Source organism: Sphingomonas sp. VDB2 (assembly GCF_047946695.1).
In the GTDB taxonomy this organism is placed as follows: Bacteria; Pseudomonadota; Alphaproteobacteria; order Sphingomonadales; family Sphingomonadaceae; genus Sphingobium; species Sphingobium bisphenolicum.
Genome location: NZ_CP159615.1, coordinates 698,065 through 718,284 on the forward strand (window position 1 = coordinate 698,065; position 20,220 = coordinate 718,284).

Genomic DNA, 20,220 nt, shown 5'->3' on the forward strand with positions numbered 1-20,220 from the left:
CATTTCATTAATTGGCTAACTAATGAAATGCCGGATCGGCCTTAACGCTCCATCAGCCGCGGCATCAGTTCGACGAAGTTGCAGGGGCGGAAACGGCTGTCGAGTTGGGTGACGAGGATACCGTCCCAGGCGTCCTTCACCGCGCCGGTCGAGCCGGGCAGCGCGAAGATATAGGTGCCGCGCGCGACGCAGGCGGTGGCGCGGGACTGGATGGTGGAGGTGCCGATGCTCTGGTAACTGAGCCAGCGGAACAGTTCGCCGAAACCGGGGATTTCCTTGTCCTGCACCTGGGCGAGGGCTTCGGGCGTGACGTCGCGGCCGGTGACGCCGGTGCCGCCGGTGGTGAGGATGACGTCAATCTGCGGATCGTCGATCCAGGCATGGAGGCGGGCGACGATGGCGGACCGGTCGTCGCGCTCGATATAGCGGGCGGCGAGAATGTGGCCGGCGCTTTCCAGCCGTTCGATCAGCGCATCGCCGGAGCGGTCCTCGGCGAGGCCGCGTGTGTCGGAGACGGTGAGGACGGCGATCCGGACGGGAATGAAGGCCCGGCCCTCGTCGATCGGCATCAGTCGGAACCGCCACCCATGGCGGCGGAAGGCTGGGCGCGGCCGTCGGCCTTGCTGAGCCGTACCAGCTTCACGCCCTTGGCATTGGGGAAGGTCGGCCACATGCCCTGCGCCATGCCGGTCAGGCAATCGGCGCTGCCCTTCGCCTGGATCTGGTACATCCAGTAGTTGCGCATGACGATGTTCACATAGGCGCGGGTTTCATAATAGGGCAGCGATTCCATGAAGAGCAGCGGATCGCCCTTGTCATGGACCTGCGTGTTCCAGCGATCGACCGGCTGCGGGCCGGCATTATAGGCGGCCATTACCTTGGGCAGCAGGCCACCGGTCGCGCTCATGTCGCGCAGCGATTCCAGATAGCGTTGGCCATATTCCATGTTGGTGGACGGCACGAAGAGTTGCGATGCGTTGGTGAGGCCCACATCGCCGGCGGTGCCGGGACGGACCTGCATCAGGCCGCGCGCACCCGCGCTGCTGACGACGTCCGAGCGGAAGCCCGATTCCTGGAGCGTGTGGGCGTAAATGAGCGAGGGATCGACGCGCCAGCCGCCATCGGGGCGCCAGTCCGGCGCGGGGAAGCGGGCGAAGCTGTCGGGCTGCTTGCCCGCCGGGCCGTTATGGGCGAGCCAGAGCTGGGTCGCGGGCAGGTTCAGGGCGCTGGCGAGGCGCAGCAGCGCGTCATATTGGTCGCTGCCGCCGATCTTGGCCTGATAGCGGATCAGTTCGTCGGCGCGGCCGTTGTCGCCGATCGCGGACAGGGCGATCGCGGCGCGGGCATTGGGGCTGGCCCGGAGCTTCTGCCATTCGAGCGCGCCGAAGCGGCTGCCGACCGGCGCGGCGCCGAGCGGCAGGCCGAGCGATTCGCGGGCGAGCAGGCCGTAGAAGGTTTCGTCCGAACGGGCCGCCTGCTTGAGATAGGCGGCGACCTTCTCCGCTTCGCCGCAGACCATATAGGCGCGCGAGGCCCAATAGGCGCCGGCGGCGCGCATGTCGGCGTCGCCCGCCAGTGCGGCCACATTGGCGAAGGCCGGTGCGGCGGTGCGGCAGTCATTCTGGCGCCACGACGCAAGGCCAGTGGTCCAGTGCGCCTGCACCGTCCAGTCGCCGCCGGTTCGGGTTTCGAGCGCGCGCGCGGCCATGCGGCGGGCGTTGCCATCGTCATTTTCGATATAATAGGCCCAGGCGACGCGCTGGCGCACCTCGGTCAGTCCTTCGGACGTCAGGCCCGCTTCGCCGGTGGCCAGCAGGCTTTCCGCGCCGATCGGGTCGTCATTCTTGACATAGGTCTGGATTTGGCCGGCGAGGGCCTGCGCCAGTGCATCGGTCTTGGTCGCGGCGACATATTGGCGGCGCGGGGCTGCGCCGAGCCAGACCATTTTTTGAATCTGGGGCAGGGTCGGCAGGATGGTTGCGCCGCGCTTCTGCGCCAGCCGGGAGAGCTGGTCCGCCTTGGGCAGCCAGGCGGCCTTGTTGATGAGGTCCAGCAGGTCGAACAGTTCGACCCGCGGCGACCCCTTCGCCAGATAGATTTCGGACAGTGCCAGCGGACGGACGGCGTCCTGCGGATCGAGCGCGGCGACCATCGCCTTGGCGTCGGTCCATTGCTGCGCCTGGATCGCGGCGAACAAGGCGCGGTAGCGGGCCTTGTCCCCATCGCTCAGTTGCAGCGGCGAAGATTCGGTCGAGAGGGTCGGCAGGACCGGGGCGGTTTCGGCGCTGGCGGGAAGCGCGGCGGCCAGGCCCATGGCAATCAGGGCGAAACGGGAAATTTGGGTCGCGGCGCGAATCACGGACGGGCTTCCTCGATCAGGCTTTGCAGGGCGCGCCAGCATTCCGCCTTGGCTGTCGGCTGGGTCAGCAGCAACCGGGGGTGAAATGTGGCGACGGCGGGCACAATGCCGCCATCATGATTAAATTGGCGTAAACTATCGGGCGATGCGGCACCGTCCGTCGGCATCAGCGCACGGATCGTCCGGTCGCCCAGCAGCAGCAGCCGGCGCGGAAGGGCCAGCGCGACATGGGTGCGCATCCGATCGGCTGCGAGGGCAAGATCGGACGCCTCCACCATGCCGCCGGGCGGGCGGGCGGTGAAGAGCGAGGCGAGATGGATGGCGTCGCGATCGAGGCCGATCGCCCGCAGCATCGCATCGAACAACTGGCCGGCGCGATCGGCGAGCAATCGGCCTTCGGCGATATCGGCAGGATCGGGCAGGTCGGTGACGACCATCAGCGCTGCCGGCGTTTTGCCCACCGGCGCGATCCGTGTGCCGGCCCAGTGTCGTTCGGGCTGGGACGGATCATTGGCGAGCCAGTCAAGGAACGATTCGAGCGTTCGCGGCTTCTCCTTGACGGGCGCTGCGATCGCGGCGGCCGCCATGCCGGATGGGCGCGCAGCGACCGGACGCAGCCAGTTCACTGGCGATTCGCCTGTGGCGCTGTCAACGCCTGCGAGCTGCCACCACGCCAGATAGGCGTCGGCGGTCGCCGCATCATCCTGCAATAATCCCCGCATCACGAACAGTTAGGGCCAGAGGTTGACGAGGGGGTCAAGGTGCTTCATCGCCTTCGATGGTAAAGTGTTGGACTAATGCGGCGATTGGAGAGGACGGGGTGCAGCCCGCCGATCGCCCCAATGGAGGGATGAATGAGCGAACGGGAATCGATGCCCTATGACATCGTGATCGTCGGCGGTGGGCCGGCCGGTCTGTCGGCGGCCATCCGATTGAAGCAATTGGCGAATGATGCGGGCCAGGAACTCGCGGTCTGCGTTCTGGAAAAGGGGTCGGAAATCGGCGCCCATATCCTGTCCGGCGCGGTGATCGATCCCAAGGCGCTTGACGAATTGCTGCCTGACTGGCGCGAGATGGGCTGTTCGCTGGCCGATGTGCCGGTGACGGACAACCAGCACTGGTTCCTGACCAAAACCGGCAAGATCGCCATGCCGCACATGATGACGCCGGGGTGGATGCATAATAAGGGCACCTATACCGGATCGCTGGGCAATCTGTGCCGCTGGCTGGGCGAGCAGGCCGAGGGGCTGGGCGTGGAAATCTTTCCCGGCTTCGCGGCGGCCGAAATCCTCTATAATGAGGATGGCAGCGTGAAGGGCGTCGCCACCGGCGACATGGGCATCGACCGCGAAGGTAACCGGAAGGGCGACTATCAGCCCGGCCTGGAACTGCACGCCAAATATACCTTCTTCGCCGAAGGCGCGCGCGGCCACCTGACCAAGATATTGAAGCGCCAGTTCGCCCTCGACGCCGACAGCGAGCCGCAGGTCTATGGCCTGGGCATGAAGGAATTGTGGGACATTGATCCCGCGATGCATCAGCCGGGGCTGGTGATCCATTCGCAGGGCTGGCCGCTGACCGATGCCTATGGCGGGGGGTTTCTCTACCATCAGGCCAATGGGCAGGTGGCGTTGGGCTTCGTCGTGGGGCTTGGGTATCGCAACCCGCATCTCTACCCGTTCGAGGAATTCCAGCGCTGGAAGCAGCATCCCGAAATCCGCAAGTTTCTGGAGGGCGGCCGTCGCGTGTCCTATGGGGCGCGGGCGATCAACGAGGGTGGGTGGCAATCCATTCCCAAGCTGGTCTTCCCCGGTGGGACGCTGATCGGCTGTTCGGCGGGCTTCGTGAACGTGCCGCGGATCAAGGGCACGCACACGGCGATGAAGTCCGGCATGCTGGCGGCCGAAGCCGCGTTCGAGGCGATCCAGAACGAGCGCGCCCGCGACGTGCTGGACGATTATGAATTGCGCCTGCGGTCGAGCTGGATCGCGGACGAATTGAAGCTGGTGAAGAATGCCGAGCCTTTGCTGTCGAAGTTCGGTGGGACGATCGGCACGCTGCTGGCGGGCATCGACATGTGGATGCGCACGCTCAAGATCGGCCTGCCCTTCACGATGAAGCACAAGGCCGATAATGAGAAAATCTGGCCCAAGGACGCCTGCGCGAAGATCGCCTATCCCAAGCCCGACGGCGTGGTGAGCTTCGACCGGCTGTCGTCGGTGTTCCTGTCCAACACCAATCATGAGGAGGACCAGCCGGTCCATTTGCAGCTCAAGGATCCGGCGATCCCGATCAGCTACAATCTTCCCCTTTATGACGAGCCGGCGCAGCGTTACTGTCCGGCGGGTGTCTATGAAGTGGTCGGTCAGGAAGAGGGCAATCCCCGGTTCCAGATCAACGCGCAGAATTGCGTCCACTGCAAGACGTGCGACATCAAGGACCCGACCCAGAATATCAACTGGGTCGTGCCCGAAGGCGGCGGAGGACCGAATTATCCGAACATGTAAGCGCCTGACCCTGTTGCTGATGCTGACGACCCCGGCGATGGTTCCGACCATGGCGGGGGCGTCGGTCGATCCCGCCATGGTGGGAAATGGCGCGCTCCATGCCTATGCGAGGGCGCGAATGGCGGACGGGGACGGCGCGCTGGGGCTGGCGGTCGCCAGCTATCGCGAGGCGCTGAAACAAGACCCGGCGCGGATCGAGATCGCTCGGCGATCCTATGTGCAGGCGCTGGAGAGCGGGGACCGGTTGCTGGCGCGGCAGTCGGCCGCGTTGCTGGACCGGGCGGGGGCGCTGCCGCGCGACGGCACGCTGCTGCTGATCGGAGAGGCGCTGACGGCCAAGGATTGGGCCGGCGCGCGCGCATTGACCGACCGGATGCTGGAGGAAGGCAATTTCGCTTTCCTTACGCCCATCATCCGTAGCTGGATATCGCTGGGCGAGGGGCAATATGCGCCGCCGGTGATCGACGGCAAGGATCGGTTCGCGGCGCTGGGTCTACGCTATGCCGATGAACATGCGGCGTTGCAGGCGCTGGCGCGCGGCGATCTGGCGACGGCGGCGCCAGCGACGCGGCGGGCGCTGGCCGTGCGTAGTGGTGATGGCGCGGCGTTGCGGCTCGCCTTTGCCGGTCAATTCGCGGCGCGGCGCGCGAAGGCGGAAGCCTTGACCCTGTTGCCGGTCGGCAGCGCCAGCTTCGCGCGGGCGCGCGCCGACATCGAAAAGGGCAAGGGGTTGAAGGCGGCGGGCGCGGCGACGACGCCGGCGCAGGGCTTTGCGCGCTTGCTGGCGCGGCTGGCGGTCGATGTGTCGTCCGATGCCAGCGGTTCGGCGCTGGGGTTGCGGCTGGCGCGGATCGCGACCTTCGCCGATCCCGACGGTCCGGAAATCCACATCGTGTCGGCCCGGTTGCTGACGGCGCAGGGCCATGCGGCGGGCGGCGTCGCCGAAGCGGGCAAGGTGCCGGCCAATGGCTGGTATGGGGCCCTCGCGCAGGCAGAACTGATCGACGCGCTGGCGGCGGCTGGCGACATGGATGGCGCGCTGGCGCTGGCCCGTGTGCAGGCGGCGGAGCCGGGCGCGGAGGCGGAGCGGCAGGTGCGGCTGGGGCGTTTATTGGCGCAGAAGCAGGATTTCGACGGTGCGGCGACGGCGTTCCGGGCGGCACAGGCCGGCTATGAAGGCGACCAGTTGCCCTGGACGCTGCTGCTGTTCGAGGGCAGCGCGCTGGAACAGGGCAAAAGATGGGACGAGGCGCGTGCGGTGCTGGAACGTGCGGCGAAGATCGCGCCCAATGAGCCGGTGATCCTCAACTATCTGGGCTATGCGCAGATCGAGCGGCGGCAGAATGTCGAGGCGGCGCTGGAATTGCTCAAAAAGGCGAGCGCGCTCAAGCCGCAGGATGCGTCGATCACCGACTCGCTGGGCTGGGCGCAGTTCGTGAGCGGCAATGTCGATGCGGCGGTGCCGGTATTGGAGCGCGCGGCGGCGGCGGCGCCGACCGACAGCACGATCAACGAACATCTGGGCGATGCTCTGTGGGTTGCGGGGCGGCGGTATGAGGCGCGTTACGCCTGGGCGGCTGCATCGGTCTTTGCCGAGGGCGACGTCGCCACGCGGCTGGCGGCGAAGCGCAAGATGGGGATGAGGCCCGAATATGCCGCACCCTGACGGGAAAATGGACGCGCAGATCGGGCTGATTGATGCGCCCGTCTCCGAGATCGCCTATGCCAAGGTCAATGTCGCGCTGCATGTACGGGCGCGGCGGGACGATGGCTATCATGCTCTGGAGAGCCTGTTCGTCTTTGCCGAAGATGGCGACCGGTTGCAGGGCCAGGCGACCGACGATGGCGCGATCGATCTGGCGATCGACGGGCCATTCGGGGCGGCGCTGAATGCGGACGGGGACAATCTGGTGGTGCGGGCGGCGCGGGTGTTGCAGGCCTATCTGGGCGAGCAGCGCGGCGCGGCGATACGGCTGACCAAATATCTGCCGGTGGCGTCCGGCATCGGCGGCGGGTCGGCGGATGCGGCGGCGACGCTGCGGCTGCTGATGCGGCTGTGGGATGTGCGGATCGAGGCCGGGGAGCTGGCGGGGCTGGCGCTGGACCTGGGCTCCGATGTGCCGGCCTGTGTCGCCAGCGTGACGCAGATGGTCGCGGGGCGCGGCGAAAGGCTGGCGCGCCATGCCGTGGACGGGCTGGAGGGATGTCCGATGCTGCTGGTCAATCCCGGCGTCGGCGTGTCGACGGCGCAGATATTCGCCGGTTGGGACCGAGTGGATGGTGGTCCGCTCGACGGCTCCAGCCTGGATGTGCTGCGCGACGGGGGGCGCAACGATCTGGAAGCGCCGGCGCTGGCGATCGCGCCGGTCATTGGCGATGTGCTGGCGATGTTGGCGGCGCAGGAGGATCTACTGCTGGCGCGGATGTCGGGATCGGGCGCGACCTGCTTTGCGCTGTTTCGTAGCGATCGCGCTCTGGCGGCGGCGGCGCAGGCGGTGCGGCAAGCCAATCCCGGTTGGTGGGTGATGGAAACGCGGATCAGAAGCGCATGAGCGAAGCCTATAATCAGATTGACGGCGGCGGACTGGATCTGCTGATCGTGGGCGATCATGCGTCAGCCCATGTGCCGGACGATATCGAACTGGGTATCGACCCGGCATTGCTACGCGAACATATCGCGATCGACATCGGCGTGGCGGAGGTGAGCCGCCTGCTCGCTGCGCAGTTGGGCGGGACGGCGATATTGGGCGGCGTGTCGCGGCTGGTGATCGACCTCAATCGCGAGGAGGACGCGCCCGGCCTGTTGCCGGTGATGAGCGATGGCCATGCCATTCCGGGCAACCGCGATGCGGATCTGGCCGACCGGATGATGCGCTTTCACCATCCCTATCATCATCGGGTCGCGACGCTGCTGGAGGGCATGGGGTTGCCCTTCATCCTGTCGGTCCATAGTTTCACCCCGCGGCTGGCAAGCGATCCGGGGCAGCAGCGGCCATGGGATATCGGTGTGCTCTACAATCAGGACGATCGCGCCGCGCGGATCGCGATTCCCTTGCTGGAGGCGGCGGGGCTGAAGGTCGGCGACCAGTTGCCCTATGCCGGTACATTGCTCAATGCGACGATGAACCGCCATGCCGAAGCCAATGGCATCCCCTATCTCGGCGTGGAGATGCGGCAGGATCTGGTCGGCGATGCCGAGGGGCAGGCGCGCTTCGCGTCGATATTGGGACCGGTGGTGCTGGCATGCAGGAGCCGATTGGCATGATATGGGGCGGCATAGCATTGGCGGTGCTGGTGCTGCTGGCGGGCTGCGGTCGGGAGGCGCCCTCTTCCGGGAACCGGTCCGGTGCTGTGGCGGATGCGGCTCCGGTCGATGACGGCAAGGCGGATTGCGCGCTGGCGGGGTCGGACGCGTGGGCGCGCGATTGCCTGGTCGAGCGCGTCGGCGCCATGTTGACGCTCCGGCATCCTGATGGTGGTTTCCGGCGCTTTCGCGTGCTGGCGGACGGGCGCGGGCTGGAGGCGGCCGATGGCGCGGAGGCGGCGACGCTGAGCATATTGGACGACAAGCGGATAGAAGTCGTCACGGGCGACGATCGCTATCGGCTGCCGGCGCGGATCGCCGGTTCCGGGCGATGACCGGCGGGCCGATCCTGACGGCCGCGCAGATGCGCGCGGCGGAGCAGGCGGCTTTCGATGCGGGCATCGACGACTATGGATTGATGGAGACGGCGGGCGCGGCGGCGGCGGAGGTCATCTGGCGGGCCGGGCATAAGCGCGATGCGCTGATATTGTGCGGGCCGGGCAATAATGGCGGCGACGGCTATGTCATCGCGCGGATATTGCGCGACCGAGGCCTGCCGGTGCGGGTAGCGGCCCTGGGCGAAAGCCGCACCGTGTCGGGCCAGCGCGCGCGGGCGGCATGGGGCGGACCGGTCGAGGATATGATGACCGCCGCGCCGGCGACGCAACTGGTCGATGCGCTGTTCGGCACCGGGCTGACGCGCGGGCTGGACGATGCCGTGGCGGCGCGGCTCTGTGCGCTGGTCGGCGCGGCGGCGGTCAGCCACGCCATCGACCTGCCGAGCGGGGTCGAGACCGATAGCGGCGCGATCCTGTCCGCTGTGCCACGTTTCGGCACCTGCATCGCGTTGGGCGCCTACAAACCTGCGCATCTGTTGCAACCGGCGGCGGGGCATAGCGGGCGATTGGTGCTGGCGGACATCGGCATAGCGGTGTCGAGCGCAGTGCATCGGTTGGGCGCGCCCATTCTTTCGGCGCCGGCGGCCGACGCGCATAAATATACGCGCGGCCTGGTGGCGGTGGTCGGTGGCGCGATGCCGGGCGCTAGCCTGCTGGCGAGCATCGCGGCGGCCCATTCCGGGGCGGGATCGGTGCGGCGCTTTGCTGTCGATCGACCGATCGTCGGCCCGCACGCCGTCGTCAATCGCCGGATCGAAGCGCCCGAGGGGATCGGCGAGGCGCTGGCGGACGAACGGATCGACGTCGTGCTGGTCGGGCCGGGACTGGGGCGGGACGCCGATGGCCGGGCGCGGCTGGCGGCGGCGATGGACGCTGGTCATGCCCTGGTGCTGGACGCCGATGCGCTGACCTTGCTGGGCGAAGAGGGCGCGCGCGCCATTCCTGCGGGCGCGATCATGACGCCGCATGAGGGCGAATTTCAGCGGCTGTTCGGGGACTTGCCCGGCAGCAAGATCGATCGGGCGCGGGTCGCGGCACGACAATCGGATGCGGTCGTGGTGTATAAAGGCGCGGACAGCGTGGTCGCCGCGCCGGACGGGCGAGCAGCGGTAGCGACGGGCGCTTCGCCCTGGCTGTCGACAGCGGGGACCGGCGACGTGCTGGCGGGGCTGTGCGCCGGGCGGCTGGCGGCGACGGGCGATCCCTTTCGCGCGGCGTGCGAGGCGGTGTGGTTGCATGGCGAGGCGGCGCGGCGGGCCGGGCCGGCCTTTGTCGCGGATGATTTGCTTGGCGCGCTGCCAGCGGCTATCGCCGCGCGATTGTGACAGACACCGACAACGCAACCGATTCCGGCACCATCATCCGCATCGCCGCCAAGGGCGATGGCATCACCGCCGACGGCCGCCATTTCCCGCTGACCGCGCCGGGCGATCGGATCGGCCCCGGCGGCTTGGTCATCGCCGGGCCGCATCATGTCGATCCGGCCTGCACCCATTTCCCGGCCTGTGGCGGTTGCCAGATCCAGCAACTGGACGAGGCGAGCTATGCTGCGTTCGTGACGGGGCGTGTTACTGGCGCGCTGGCGGGGCAGGGCGTGCTGCCTGTTACCGTGCTGCCGCCCCATATCTCCCCGCCGATGACGCGGCGGCGCGCGGCGTTGCGCGCGGCAAGGGCGGGCAAGCGCGTGACCATCGGCTTTGCCGAGGAGGGCAGCCACCGGCTGATCGACCTGGAGATGTGCGCGGTGCTCGATCCGCGGCTGTTCGCTCTGGTGGCGCCGCTGCGGGGGCTGCTGGCGACGATCCTGCCCGATAAACGGGCTGCGCATGTGAAGATGTCGCTGGTCGACCAGGGCGTCGACCTGCTGCTGGAGGGGGTGAAGGTCGAGGGGTTGGCGGCGGACGAGGCGCTGGGCGACTTTGCGCGGGCGCACGGGCTGGCGCGGCTGACCATCGATGAGGGTGACGGCGCGCAAACGCGCTGGGAGCCGGAGGCGGCGACGATCAGCTTCGGCGGCGTGCCGGTGGGTTTTCCGCCCTTCGCCTTCCTGCAGGCGACGCCCGATGGCGAGGCGGCGCTGGTCGGCGCGGTGCGCGATGCGCTGCCGGACATGGGGGCGATCGCCGATCTGTTCGCCGGCCTTGGCACTTTTGCGCTGGCGCTGGGCGACGGGCGTCCGGTTTATGCCGGCGAGGGCGCGCGGGATGCGATCCTTTCGCTCAAGCTCGCGGCCGGGCGGGCGCAACGACGGTTGGCGGCGGATCATCGTGACCTGTTCCGGCGGCCGCTGACGCCCGAAGAGTTGAACCGCTTTGCCGCTGTGATCCTCGATCCGCCGCGGGCGGGCGCGCGCGAGCAGGTGTTGCAACTGGCGGCGTCGGCCGTGCCGGTCATCGCCTATGTGTCCTGCAATCCGGCAAGCTTCGCGCGCGATGCGGCACATCTGACGGCGGCCGGCTATCGGCTCGACAGTGTCAAGCCGGTGGGCCAGTTCCGCTGGACGACCCATGTCGAACTGGTCGGCATCTTCCGCAGATAAGACAATCCCTCGCCGCGAGGGGGGAGCGGCGAGGGATTGGCAGTTTCTCTATGTTCCGGCTCGTGGCTGGCCGGGAACAGGCATCCTCTCCGGGGAACCTGAGTCGGTTTAGCCCAGCTTGATGACGTTTGCGCGACGGCGGACCGGCGCGACTTCGGTGTAGAGGCTGGCCATCGGCTCGTCCTCCACCTCGATCGTGGCTTCCGACGTGAAGCCGTTGAAGCCGGTCCGCATCGCCGCGCCATAAGCGCCGAGCATCCCGATTTCGATATAGTCGCCCACAGCCACGTCCGCTGGCAGCATGAACGGGCCGACCATATGGTCCATGTCGTCGCAGGTCGGGCCGTAGAAGGAGAAGGCGGTCAGTTCCTCCTCGCTCTCATCCTCCCGAAGTAGCGCGACGGGGAAGCGCCAGCCGATATGCGCGGCATCGAACAGCGCGCCATAGGCGCCGTCGGTGATGTAGAGTTCGGTGCCGCGACGGCGTTCGACGCGCACGATGATCGAGCTATATTCCGCCGACAGCGCGCGGCCGGGTTCGCACCACAGTTCCGACGAATAGCTGACCGGCAGGCTTTCGAAGCCGCGATGGATCGCTTCGAAATAATTTTCGAGCGCGACCGGCTCCATGCCCGGATAGATGGACGGGAAGCCGCCGCCGACATCGATGATGTCGACCGTGACCGCCGCATCGACGATCGCGGCGCGGACACGCTCGATCGCATCGCTATAGGCCTGCGGGCTCATCGCCTGGCTGCCGACATGGAAGCAAATGCCCAGCGCATCAGCCGCCTGACGAGTGGCCATCAGCAGTTCGCGGGTCTCGCCCAGTTCTGCGCCGAATTTCGACGCGAGGGAGAGTTCGGAATGTTCGGACGACACGCGCAGGCGCACGCACAGGTCCAGATCGGTCGCATCGTCGCAGGCGCGCATGATCTTTTCCAGCTCATCGATCGTGTCGAGCGAGAAGGTGCGCACGCCGTAGCGATGATAGGCTTCCGCGATCGCTTCCTCGGCCTTGACCGGGTGCATGAAGCAGAGTTTGACACCCTCTTCGCCCGCCAGCGTTTCGGCGACCAGCCGCACTTCCGCGATCGACGCCACGTCAAAATGCGTGACACCGTTGGCGAACAGCGTGCGGATCAGATCGGGTGACGGGTTCGCCTTGACCGCATAGAGCGAGCGACCCGGAAACTTCTCGACGAAGAATCGGGCGGCCCGAGCGGCGGCTTCGGGGCGAATCAGCGTTACCGGTGCTGCCGGTTTGAGGGTGGTCGCTACCCCCAGCGCGCTAGGATGCTTGTGCAATTCAAGGGACCTCCAGTGTAGTTCAGGGCGAAAAGCTGCCTTGCGGTGGAAGTCCCATGGGGCAGCGGACGGTCGATATATGCGGAGGGGTCCCCCCTGTAAAGCGCATGTGAAAATTTTGTTGCGCAGGAGGCTACGAAACGTGCGTTACGAGAGACGGGTCTTGAAATCGCTATAGGAAAAGGCGCGGATTTCCTTGAGTTCATCGGTTTCCGAGTGCCACAGCCAGATGGCTGGAAGAGGCACACCGTTGAAGGTGTTGGTCTTGACCATCGAATAATGGGCCTGATCGAGGAAGGCGATGCGCGCGCCCGGCTCCGCGCCGCCGGGGACTCGATAGTCGCCGATGATGTCGCCAGCCAGGCAGGATGGGCCGCCGAGTCGGGTGACCGCGCCTTCGTCCGGCTCATGCAGCATGGCGGGGCGATAGGGCGCCTCGATCACGTCGGGCATATGGCAGGTGGCGCTGATGTCGGTGATGGCGACGGGCATCCCGTTGTCGATCACGTCGAGGATTTCGCCGATCAATATGCCCGCGTCCAGCGCCATAGCCTCGCCTGGCTCGATATAGAGGGTGAGGCCGGTCTGCGCTTTCACCTGTTGTAAGAAGGCGATGAGGTCGTCGATCTGGTAATCGGCGCGGGTGACATGGTGACCACCGCCGAAGTTCAGCCATTTGAGGCCGCCGACATGGGGCATGACATAGGGTTCGATCGCGGCCCAGGTGCGGGCCAGCGGCTCAAAATCCTGTTCGCAGAGATTGTGGACGTGCAGGCCGTCTACCCCCTCCAGATGCTCCGGCCGTAACTGGTTTACCGGGAAACCGAGGCGGCTGTGCGGCTGCGACGGGTCATATTTGGGCACTTCCCCTTCCGGGTGGAGAGGGTTGAGGCGCAGGCCGATGTCGAAGATGCGGCCGTCCGCGCGAGCGGCGTCGATCACGGGCTTGAGCCGCGCGATCTGGCCCGGGCTGTTGAAGATGACATGGTCGGAAATTTTGAGGATTTCGGCCAGATCGTCTGGCTTGTAGGCGGCGCAGTAGGTGGCGACCTCACCCTTATACTCCTCCCGACCGAGGCGGGCTTCGTAGATGCCCGATGCGCAGACGCCGTCGAGATATTCGCCCAGCACGCCCCCAAGCGACCACATGGAGAAGGCCTTGAGCGCGCCCAAGACCTTGATGCCGGCACGATCGCCTATGTCGCGCAGGACGGCAAGGTTCCGCCGCACCGCGGCCTCATCCACCACGAAGGCGGGCGAGGGGACGCGGTAGAGGTCGAAGCGGGCGAAGGCGGCGGGATCGCCGGCGCGGGTTTCCATGGGGTAATACTCCATCCTGCCGCGCCGTCACCCCGGCGAAAGCTGGGGTCTCACTTCTTTGTGGCGCCACAGAAGAAAAGAGAGATCCCAGCCTGCGCTGGGATGACACAGTTTTAGAAGGCCAGCGGCGCGTCCAATTCCTTCACCTGCCAGGGCAGGCCATGCTTGTTGAGCATGTCCATGAAGGGATCGGGATCGAACTGTTCGATGTTGAACACGCCGCCATTTTCGCCTTCCGGGGCTTTCCACGCCCCGGTCAGCATCAGGGCCGCGCCGATCATCGCGGGCACGCCGGTTGTGTAGCTGACCGCCTGATTGCCGGTTTCGGCATAGGCTTCTTCATGGTCGCAGATTTGATAGACATAGACGGTCTTTTCCTGACCGTCCTTCTGGCCCGTGGCGATGTCGCCGATATTGGTCTTGCCCTTGGTGGTCGACCCAAGGCTTGACGGTTCGGGCAGCACGGCCTTGAGGAACTGGAGCGGGATGATCTCCTGACCATTGTAGATGACCGGATCGATCCGGGTCATGCCGACATTCTGGAGCACTTCGAGATGCTTGAGATAGGCGTCGCCGAAGGTCATCCAGAAGCGGATGCGTTTGATTTCGGGATAGAATTTCGCGAGGCTTTCCAGTTCCTCATGATACATGAGGTACATGTTCTTTTCGCCGACCTGGTCGAAATCGAACGTCTGTTTGTGGCTCAATGCCGGACCTTCGACCCATTCGCCATTCGCCCAGTGGCGCGACGGCGCGGTCACTTCGCGGATGTTGATTTCCGGATTGAAGTTGGTGGCGAAATGCTGACCATGGTCGCCGCCATTGCAGTCCAGAATGTCGAGCGTGTCGATCGTGTCGAGCAGATGCTTCTTGATATAGGACGCGAAGACGCTGGTGACGCCGGGGTCGAAGCCGGAACCCAGCAGCGCCATGATGCCGGCTTCCTTGAAACGCTCCTGATAGGCCCACTGCCAGCTATATTCGAACTTGGGCGTGTCGCGCGGTTCGTAATTGGCGGTGTCGAGATAGTCGGTCTTCGTGGCCAGGCAGGCGTCCATGATCGCCAGATCCTGATAGGGCAGGGCCAGGTTCACGACCAGCTTGGGCTGGACCTTCTCGATCAGAGCGATCGTCGCTGCGACATTATCGGCATCGACCTGCGCCACGTCGATGGTCACGCCGGTGCGTGCCAGAACCAATTCGGCGACCTTCTCGCAACTGACGAGGCGGCGGCTGGCGAGCGTGACATGGCTGAAAATATCAGGGTTCATCGCCATCTTGTGGACCGCGACAGACCCGACGCCGCCCGCGCCGATGACCAGAACCTTGCTCAATTCAAATGCTCCATCACTATGGTCGCGCCCGACGCGCGAAAGCGCCCATATAGGGACGTCGCGTGACAGCGCAAAGTCAGACTGTCAGAAGCTGGCGCCGTCGACCTTGTTGATCGTCAATGCGTCGATATCGACCGCTGGCACGCAACGCAGGTTGATCGCGCGCATCGGGCCGTTGGGCGATTTGCCGAGCGCGAACGCTTCCGTGCCGCAGGTCTTGCAGAATTGATGCGTGATCGCGTGCTTGTAGAAGAGATAGTCGTTCAGTTCGTCCGCGCCGCTATCGATCGTGAACTGATCCGCCGGCACGAAGGTGAGGACGAAGCCCTTGCGGCTGCAATGGGAACAGTTGCAGGTCATGCCTTCCGTCGGCGCTTCGGCCGCGACGCTGAAGGTCACGGCGCCGCAATGGCAGCTTCCAGTATAGGGCATGTCCGTTCTCCTTTTGATCCATCCTGCGCTAACTCACCAGCTTCTTCAACCCCTCCACCGTATCGGCCTCCTGCGCGGGCTTGTCCTTGCGGATGCGGGCGATGCGGGGGAAGCGCATGGCGAGGCCGGATTTATGGCGTTTGCTGTCGTGGATCGAGTCGAACGCGACTTCCAGCACCAGCGTCTTTTCGACCTCCCGCACCGGGCCGAAACGGGCGACCGTATTCTGGCGGACGAAGCGGTCGAGCCATTTCAGTTCCTCGTCGGTGAAGCCGCTATAGGCCTTGCCCACCGGATGCAATTCGCCGTCCGGGGTCCAGCAGCCGAACGTATAGTCCGAATAGAAGGAGGAGCGTTTGCCGTGGCCGCGCTGGGCGTACATCATGACGCAGTCGGCGGTCAGCGGATCGCGTTTCCATTTGTACCAGAGCGCGGCCTTGCGCCCGGGGACATAGGGGCTGTCGCGGCGCTTGAGCATGACCCCTTCGATCGCGGCGTCGCGCGTGCCGGCGCGGATGTCGGCGAGCGCTTCGAAATCGGGGGCGTCGATGACGGCGGACAGGTCGAAGCGGTTCGGGTCAAGGCCGGGCATAAACGCTTCCAGCCGGGCGCGGCGGTCGGTCCACGGCAAAGCGCGTAGATCGGTGTCGCCTTCGATCAGCAGGTCGTAGAGGCGAACGAAGGCGGGATAATCCTCCATCATCCTGGCGCTGACCGCCTTGCGGCCGAGGCGCTGTTGCAGGGCGTTGAAGCTGGCCGCGGCGCCGCCATGTTCGGCGGCGCCCTGGACCTCCCCCTTTACCAATAGTTCGCCGTCGAGGACGGCGTGGCCGGTGAAGGCGGCGGCGATTTCCGGGAAGCTGCCGGAAATATCGTCGCCCGCGCGGCTGTAAAGGCGGGTTTCGCTGCCAGTGCCGACGATCTGGATACGGATGCCGTCCCATTTCCATTCGGCGACATAGTCGGTGAGGTCGACGCTGTCGGCCTCCAGCGGATGAGCGAGCATGAAGGGACGGAAATAGGGGGTGCCTTCCGGGTTCGGGCGGCCGGTGCGGCCCTCCGCCCAGTCGAACAGAGCGGTATAGGGTGGGGCGAGGGCGTGCCAGACCTGTTCGACATCATCGACATCCAGGTTGAAGGCCAGTGCGAAGCCGGTCTTGGCGAGGCGGGCGGAGATGCCGACGCGCAGGCCCCCGGTCGCGAGCTTGAGCAGCGCGAAGCGGCCCGAGGAGTCGAGATGATCCATCATCTGGGCGAGGGCATCGGGCGCGGCGGCGCGGCTGATACCATGGAGGCGATCGATCACGGCGGACAGGCTGAGCGAGCCGTCGTCCAGTTCGGCGGGTTGGTCGTCCCGCTTGGGCCAGAGCAGGGCGACGGTTTCGGCAAGGTCGCCGACATAGTCGCGGCTCATTTCATAGAGGATGGGATCGGTGCGGGCGCGGATCATCTCGCCGATGGCGGAGGATTTGACGGCCTTGAGATCGAGATTGCCGGTCAGCGCGGCGAGCGCCCAGCCGCGATCGGGATCGGGCGCGTCGCGCATATAGGCGGCGATCAGGCCCAGCTTGCCATTGCGGGAACGGGTGTAGACCAGACCGTCGAGGAGTTGGGAGAATTGCTTCATTTGCGCGCTTCCGTTCTCGACAGGCTCGAACCGAACGGATGTGGGGTGTGAGATCGCATCACCCCTCATCCTCATCTTCGCGGCCGACCAACGCCAGGGCGCGGGCGCGAATCTGGTGGGTCATGCACCAGTGCAGAAGGGCTTCTTCGCGGCCATGGGTGATCCAGGTTTCGCTCGGCGCGACTTCGCGTATCGTATCCGTCAGTTCGTCCCAGTCGGCATGGTCTGAAATGACCAGCGGCAGTTCGACATTCTTCTGCCGTGCGCGCTGGCGCACCCGCATCCAGCCCGACGCCATGGCGGTGATCGGATCGGGCAAACGACGGCTCCAGCGGTCGTTGAGCGCGGACGGCGGCGACAGGATGATGTGGCCGCGCATCTCCTTGGCCGCGACGCCGGTCGCGGGGCGCAGTTCGCCCATGGCGACGCCGAATTCTTCGTAGAGGGCGCACATCCGTTCCATCGCGCCATGGATGTAGATGGGGTCGTGATGGCCGCGCGCGCGCAGTTCGCAGATGACCCGCTGCGCCTTGCCCAGCGCATAGGCACCGACCAGCACGCAGCGATCCGGGTTGGCGTGGAGCGCGGCGAGCAGCCGGTCCATCTCGCTGCCGGTATCGGGGTGGCGGAAGACGGGGAGGCCGAAGGTCGCTTCGGTTACGAAGATGTCGCAGGGCACCGGCTCGAACGGCAGGCAGGTCGGGTCGGGTCGGCGCTTGTAATCGCCGGTTACGACCACCCGCTCGCCACCATGCTCCAGCACGATCTGCGCCGATCCCAGCACATGGCCGGCAGGGACATAACGGATGGTTACGCCGCCCATGCGCACCTCCTCGCCATAGCCGACCGCCGTGCCGCTGGCGGTGCCATAGCGCAGCGCCATGATCGCCAGCGTCTCCCGCGTGGCCCAGACATGACCGTGGCCGCCACGCGCATGATCGGCATGGCCGTGGGTGACCAGCGCGCGCTCCTGGGGCAGTGACGGATCGATCCAGGCATCGGCGGGACGGACATAGATGCCGGTCGGGTGGGGTTCGATCCAGTGAGCCATATCTGCACAAGATGGGAAGGGGCGCCCCGGTTCCGCAAGGCGATTTCCCGGAAGGCCGTCATCATGGCGTAACACGCCCGTCATGCCCGCGACATGCCATTGCCCTATCCGCGCCGGAACGACCCGGCAGCGAGGAGTGCAGCCATGGCAGCGACAGCGGATCAGACTGGTCATCATAAAAAGACTGGCCATCGGAAAATCACCAACGCGGTGCATCGCCACCGGCATCTGTCGAAGCAGGGGCTGCTGGAGCGCGCCTTCACCTTCGCTTTTCGCGGTCTGGTTTATGCCCAGATATGGGAAGACCCGGCGGTGGACATGGAGGCGCTGGCGATCACGCCCGACAGCCATGTCGTGACGATCGCGTCGGGCGGCTGCAATGTGCTGAGCTATCTGACCGCCGATCCGGCGAAGATCACGGCGGTCGATCTCAACACCGCGCATATCGCGCTCAACCGGCTGAAGCTGATGGCGGCGCAGCGCCTGCCCGACCATGCGGCCTTCCACCGCTTTTTCGCTCAGGCGGACAATAAGGCCAATATCGCCGCCTATCGCGACGTCGTGGCGCCGCAACTGGACGAGGCGACCCGGCGTTACTGGGAAGGGCGCGACCTGATCGGGCGGCGGCGGATCGGCGGTTTCGCGCGCGGTATCTACAAACATGGCCTGCTCGGCCGCTTCATCGGCGCGGCGCATCTGCTGGCGCGGCTGCATGGCGTCAATCCCAAGCGGATGCTGGATGCCCAGAGCCGCGAAGAGCAGCGCGAAATCTTCGAGCGGGAACTGGCGCCGATCTTCGACAAGGGCTTCGTGCGCTGGTTGACCAGCCAGCCGGCGTCGCTCTTTGGCCTCGGCATCCCGCCCGCCCAGTTCGAGGCGCTGGCCGGCGACGACCGGATGGACAATGTGCTGAAGGCGCGGCTGAAGAAACTGGCCTGCGACTTCGACCTGAAGGATAATTATTTCGCGGTGCAGGCGTTCGGGCGCGGCTATGCCGGTGGCGAAGGGCCGTTGCCGCCCTATCTGCAAGCCTCGAACCATGAGGCGGTGCGGAAGCGGGCCGGGCGGGTCGATGTGCGCCATGTCAATTTCACCGACTTCCTCGCCAGCCAGCCGGCAGCTTCGTGCGATCGCTATATCCTGCTCGACGCGCAGGACTGGATGGACGACGAGCAACTGAACGCGCTTTGGGATCAGATCACACGGACCGCGAAACCCGGCGCGCGCGTGCTGTTCCGCACGGCGGGGGAACCCAGCATATTGCCGGGGCGGGTCGCCGAGGATGTGCTGGATCGCTGGGATTATCGGGCGGACGAGTCGCTCGACTATACCGCGCGCGACCGGTCGGCCATCTATGGCGGCGTTCATCTCTATGTGCTGAAGGATGCGCGGTGAGCGATCACAAGGGGCTGATGGACGGGGTCTATCGCTATCAGCGGCATATCTACGACCTGACGCGCAAATATTATCTGCTGGGGCGCGATGGCCTGATCGCCGATCTTGCGCCGCCGCCGGGCGGGGCTGTACTGGAGATTGGCTGCGGCACCGGACGCAACCTGATCGCAGTGGCGAAAGCTTGGCCGGGCACGCGCCTCTATGGTGTCGATATCAGCGAGGCGATGCTGGAGACGGCGCGGGCGGGCGTGGCGAAGGCCGGGTTGGCGGATCGGGTGACGCTGGCGCAGGGGGACGCCTGTGGGTTCGATGCGGAGGCACTGTTCGGGCGGGCCGGCTTCGATCGCGTGTTCATCAGCTATGCGCTGTCGATGATCCCGGACTGGGAAGAGGCGCTGACGCAGGCGGTGCGCTGCGTGGCGCCCGGCGGCAAGCTGGAGATTGTGGATTTCGGGCAGCAGGACGAATTGCCGACGCTGTGGAAACGCGCCCTATTTGGCTGGCTGGCGCAATTCCATGTGTCGCCGCGGGCCGATCTGGCACCGGCGGTCCAGCGAACGGCGCTAGCTGTGGGTGGCTTGCCTAATTGCCGATCGCTCTATCGCGGATATGCGTTGCGCGCCGGCATGATGCGCCCCTGACCGAA

The 20,220-nt window shown here is 66.0% G+C and carries 18 protein-coding genes; 9 read left to right on the forward strand and 9 right to left on the reverse strand.

Annotated features, from left to right (window positions below):
* Positions 1-41: 41 nt before the first annotated feature.
* The 3 genes from moaB to ABT375_RS03585 are packed head-to-tail and all read right to left on the reverse strand — an operon-like array spanning position 42 to position 3,081.
* Positions 42-569, reverse strand: a complete 528-nt coding sequence (moaB, locus tag ABT375_RS03575; RefSeq protein WP_416464148.1) for a molybdenum cofactor biosynthesis protein B — start codon at positions 567-569, stop codon at positions 42-44.
* Complete coding sequence (locus ABT375_RS03580; RefSeq protein WP_416464149.1) at positions 569-2,359, reverse strand: lytic transglycosylase domain-containing protein; 1,791 nt, start codon at positions 2,357-2,359, stop codon at positions 569-571. Before ABT375_RS03580 ends, moaB begins: the two co-directional genes overlap by 1 nt.
* Positions 2,356-3,081, reverse strand: coding sequence for a uracil-DNA glycosylase family protein (locus tag ABT375_RS03585; RefSeq protein ID WP_416464150.1), 726 nt, complete (start codon positions 3,079-3,081; stop codon positions 2,356-2,358). Before ABT375_RS03585 ends, ABT375_RS03580 begins: the two co-directional genes overlap by 4 nt.
* 132 nt (positions 3,082-3,213) lie before the next feature.
* Between ABT375_RS03585 and ABT375_RS03590 the strand changes: the two genes are divergently transcribed.
* The 7 genes from ABT375_RS03590 to ABT375_RS03620 are packed head-to-tail and all read left to right on the forward strand — an operon-like array spanning position 3,214 to position 11,107.
* Entirely contained in the window at positions 3,214-4,866 is a 1,653-nt protein-coding gene (locus tag ABT375_RS03590) for a 4Fe-4S dicluster domain-containing protein (RefSeq protein WP_416464151.1), read from the forward strand.
* A gap of 19 nt (positions 4,867-4,885) precedes the next feature.
* Positions 4,886-6,532 (forward strand): tetratricopeptide repeat protein, encoded by a 1,647-nt coding sequence (locus ABT375_RS03595; protein WP_416464839.1) that lies wholly within the window; start codon positions 4,886-4,888, stop codon positions 6,530-6,532.
* Positions 6,519-7,418, forward strand: a complete 900-nt coding sequence (locus ABT375_RS03600) for a 4-(cytidine 5'-diphospho)-2-C-methyl-D-erythritol kinase (protein WP_416464152.1) — start codon at positions 6,519-6,521, stop codon at positions 7,416-7,418. The genes ABT375_RS03595 and ABT375_RS03600 overlap by 14 nt, the downstream gene beginning before the upstream one ends.
* Complete coding sequence (locus tag ABT375_RS03605; RefSeq protein WP_416464153.1) at positions 7,415-8,131, forward strand: N-formylglutamate amidohydrolase; 717 nt, start codon at positions 7,415-7,417, stop codon at positions 8,129-8,131. Before ABT375_RS03600 ends, ABT375_RS03605 begins: the two co-directional genes overlap by 4 nt.
* Entirely contained in the window at positions 8,128-8,505 is a 378-nt protein-coding gene (locus ABT375_RS03610; protein WP_416464154.1) for a hypothetical protein, read from the forward strand. The genes ABT375_RS03605 and ABT375_RS03610 overlap by 4 nt, the downstream gene beginning before the upstream one ends.
* Positions 8,502-9,893 carry an NAD(P)H-hydrate dehydratase gene (locus ABT375_RS03615; RefSeq protein ID WP_416464155.1) on the forward strand — a complete coding sequence of 464 codons (1,392 nt, stop codon included), beginning with the start codon at positions 8,502-8,504 and terminating at the stop codon, positions 9,891-9,893. Before ABT375_RS03610 ends, ABT375_RS03615 begins: the two co-directional genes overlap by 4 nt.
* On the forward strand, positions 9,890-11,107 hold the full coding sequence (locus tag ABT375_RS03620; RefSeq protein WP_416464156.1) for a class I SAM-dependent RNA methyltransferase: 1,218 nt from the start codon (positions 9,890-9,892) through the stop codon (positions 11,105-11,107). The genes ABT375_RS03615 and ABT375_RS03620 overlap by 4 nt, the downstream gene beginning before the upstream one ends.
* Positions 11,108-11,215: 108 nt before the next feature.
* Here the strand turns inward: ABT375_RS03620 and ABT375_RS03625 are convergent, their stop codons facing one another.
* The 6 genes from ABT375_RS03625 to ABT375_RS03650 all read right to left on the reverse strand — a co-directional run bounded on the left by ABT375_RS03625 (position 11,216) and on the right by ABT375_RS03650 (position 18,179).
* Entirely contained in the window at positions 11,216-12,415 is a 1,200-nt protein-coding gene (locus ABT375_RS03625; protein ID WP_416464157.1) for a type III PLP-dependent enzyme, read from the reverse strand.
* Between the two features lie 147 nt (positions 12,416-12,562).
* The gene (locus ABT375_RS03630; protein WP_261934694.1) at positions 12,563-13,735 is read right to left on the reverse strand and encodes a carboxynorspermidine decarboxylase; all 1,173 of its coding nucleotides are present in this window, start codon (positions 13,733-13,735) and stop codon (positions 12,563-12,565) included.
* Positions 13,736-13,848: 113 nt separating this feature from the next.
* Complete coding sequence (locus tag ABT375_RS03635; RefSeq protein ID WP_416464158.1) at positions 13,849-15,069, reverse strand: saccharopine dehydrogenase family protein; 1,221 nt, start codon at positions 15,067-15,069, stop codon at positions 13,849-13,851.
* Positions 15,070-15,153: 84 nt separating this feature from the next.
* Entirely contained in the window at positions 15,154-15,501 is a 348-nt protein-coding gene (locus ABT375_RS03640; protein WP_416464159.1) for a GFA family protein, read from the reverse strand.
* A gap of 28 nt (positions 15,502-15,529) precedes the next feature.
* Entirely contained in the window at positions 15,530-17,128 is a 1,599-nt protein-coding gene (locus tag ABT375_RS03645) for a cisplatin damage response ATP-dependent DNA ligase (RefSeq protein WP_416464160.1), read from the reverse strand.
* Between the two features lie 58 nt (positions 17,129-17,186).
* Positions 17,187-18,179: a ligase-associated DNA damage response exonuclease gene (locus ABT375_RS03650; RefSeq protein ID WP_416464161.1), complete on the reverse strand. Its 993-nt coding sequence runs from the start codon at positions 18,177-18,179 to the stop codon at positions 17,187-17,189.
* Between the two features lie 144 nt (positions 18,180-18,323).
* Between ABT375_RS03650 and ABT375_RS03655 the strand changes: the two genes are divergently transcribed.
* On the forward strand, positions 18,324-19,574 hold the full coding sequence (locus ABT375_RS03655) for a DUF3419 family protein (RefSeq protein WP_416464162.1): 1,251 nt from the start codon (positions 18,324-18,326) through the stop codon (positions 19,572-19,574).
* The gene (locus ABT375_RS03660) at positions 19,571-20,215 is read left to right on the forward strand and encodes a class I SAM-dependent methyltransferase (protein ID WP_416464163.1); all 645 of its coding nucleotides are present in this window, start codon (positions 19,571-19,573) and stop codon (positions 20,213-20,215) included. The genes ABT375_RS03655 and ABT375_RS03660 overlap by 4 nt, the downstream gene beginning before the upstream one ends.
* The last annotated feature ends 5 nt before the right edge of the window (positions 20,216-20,220 follow it).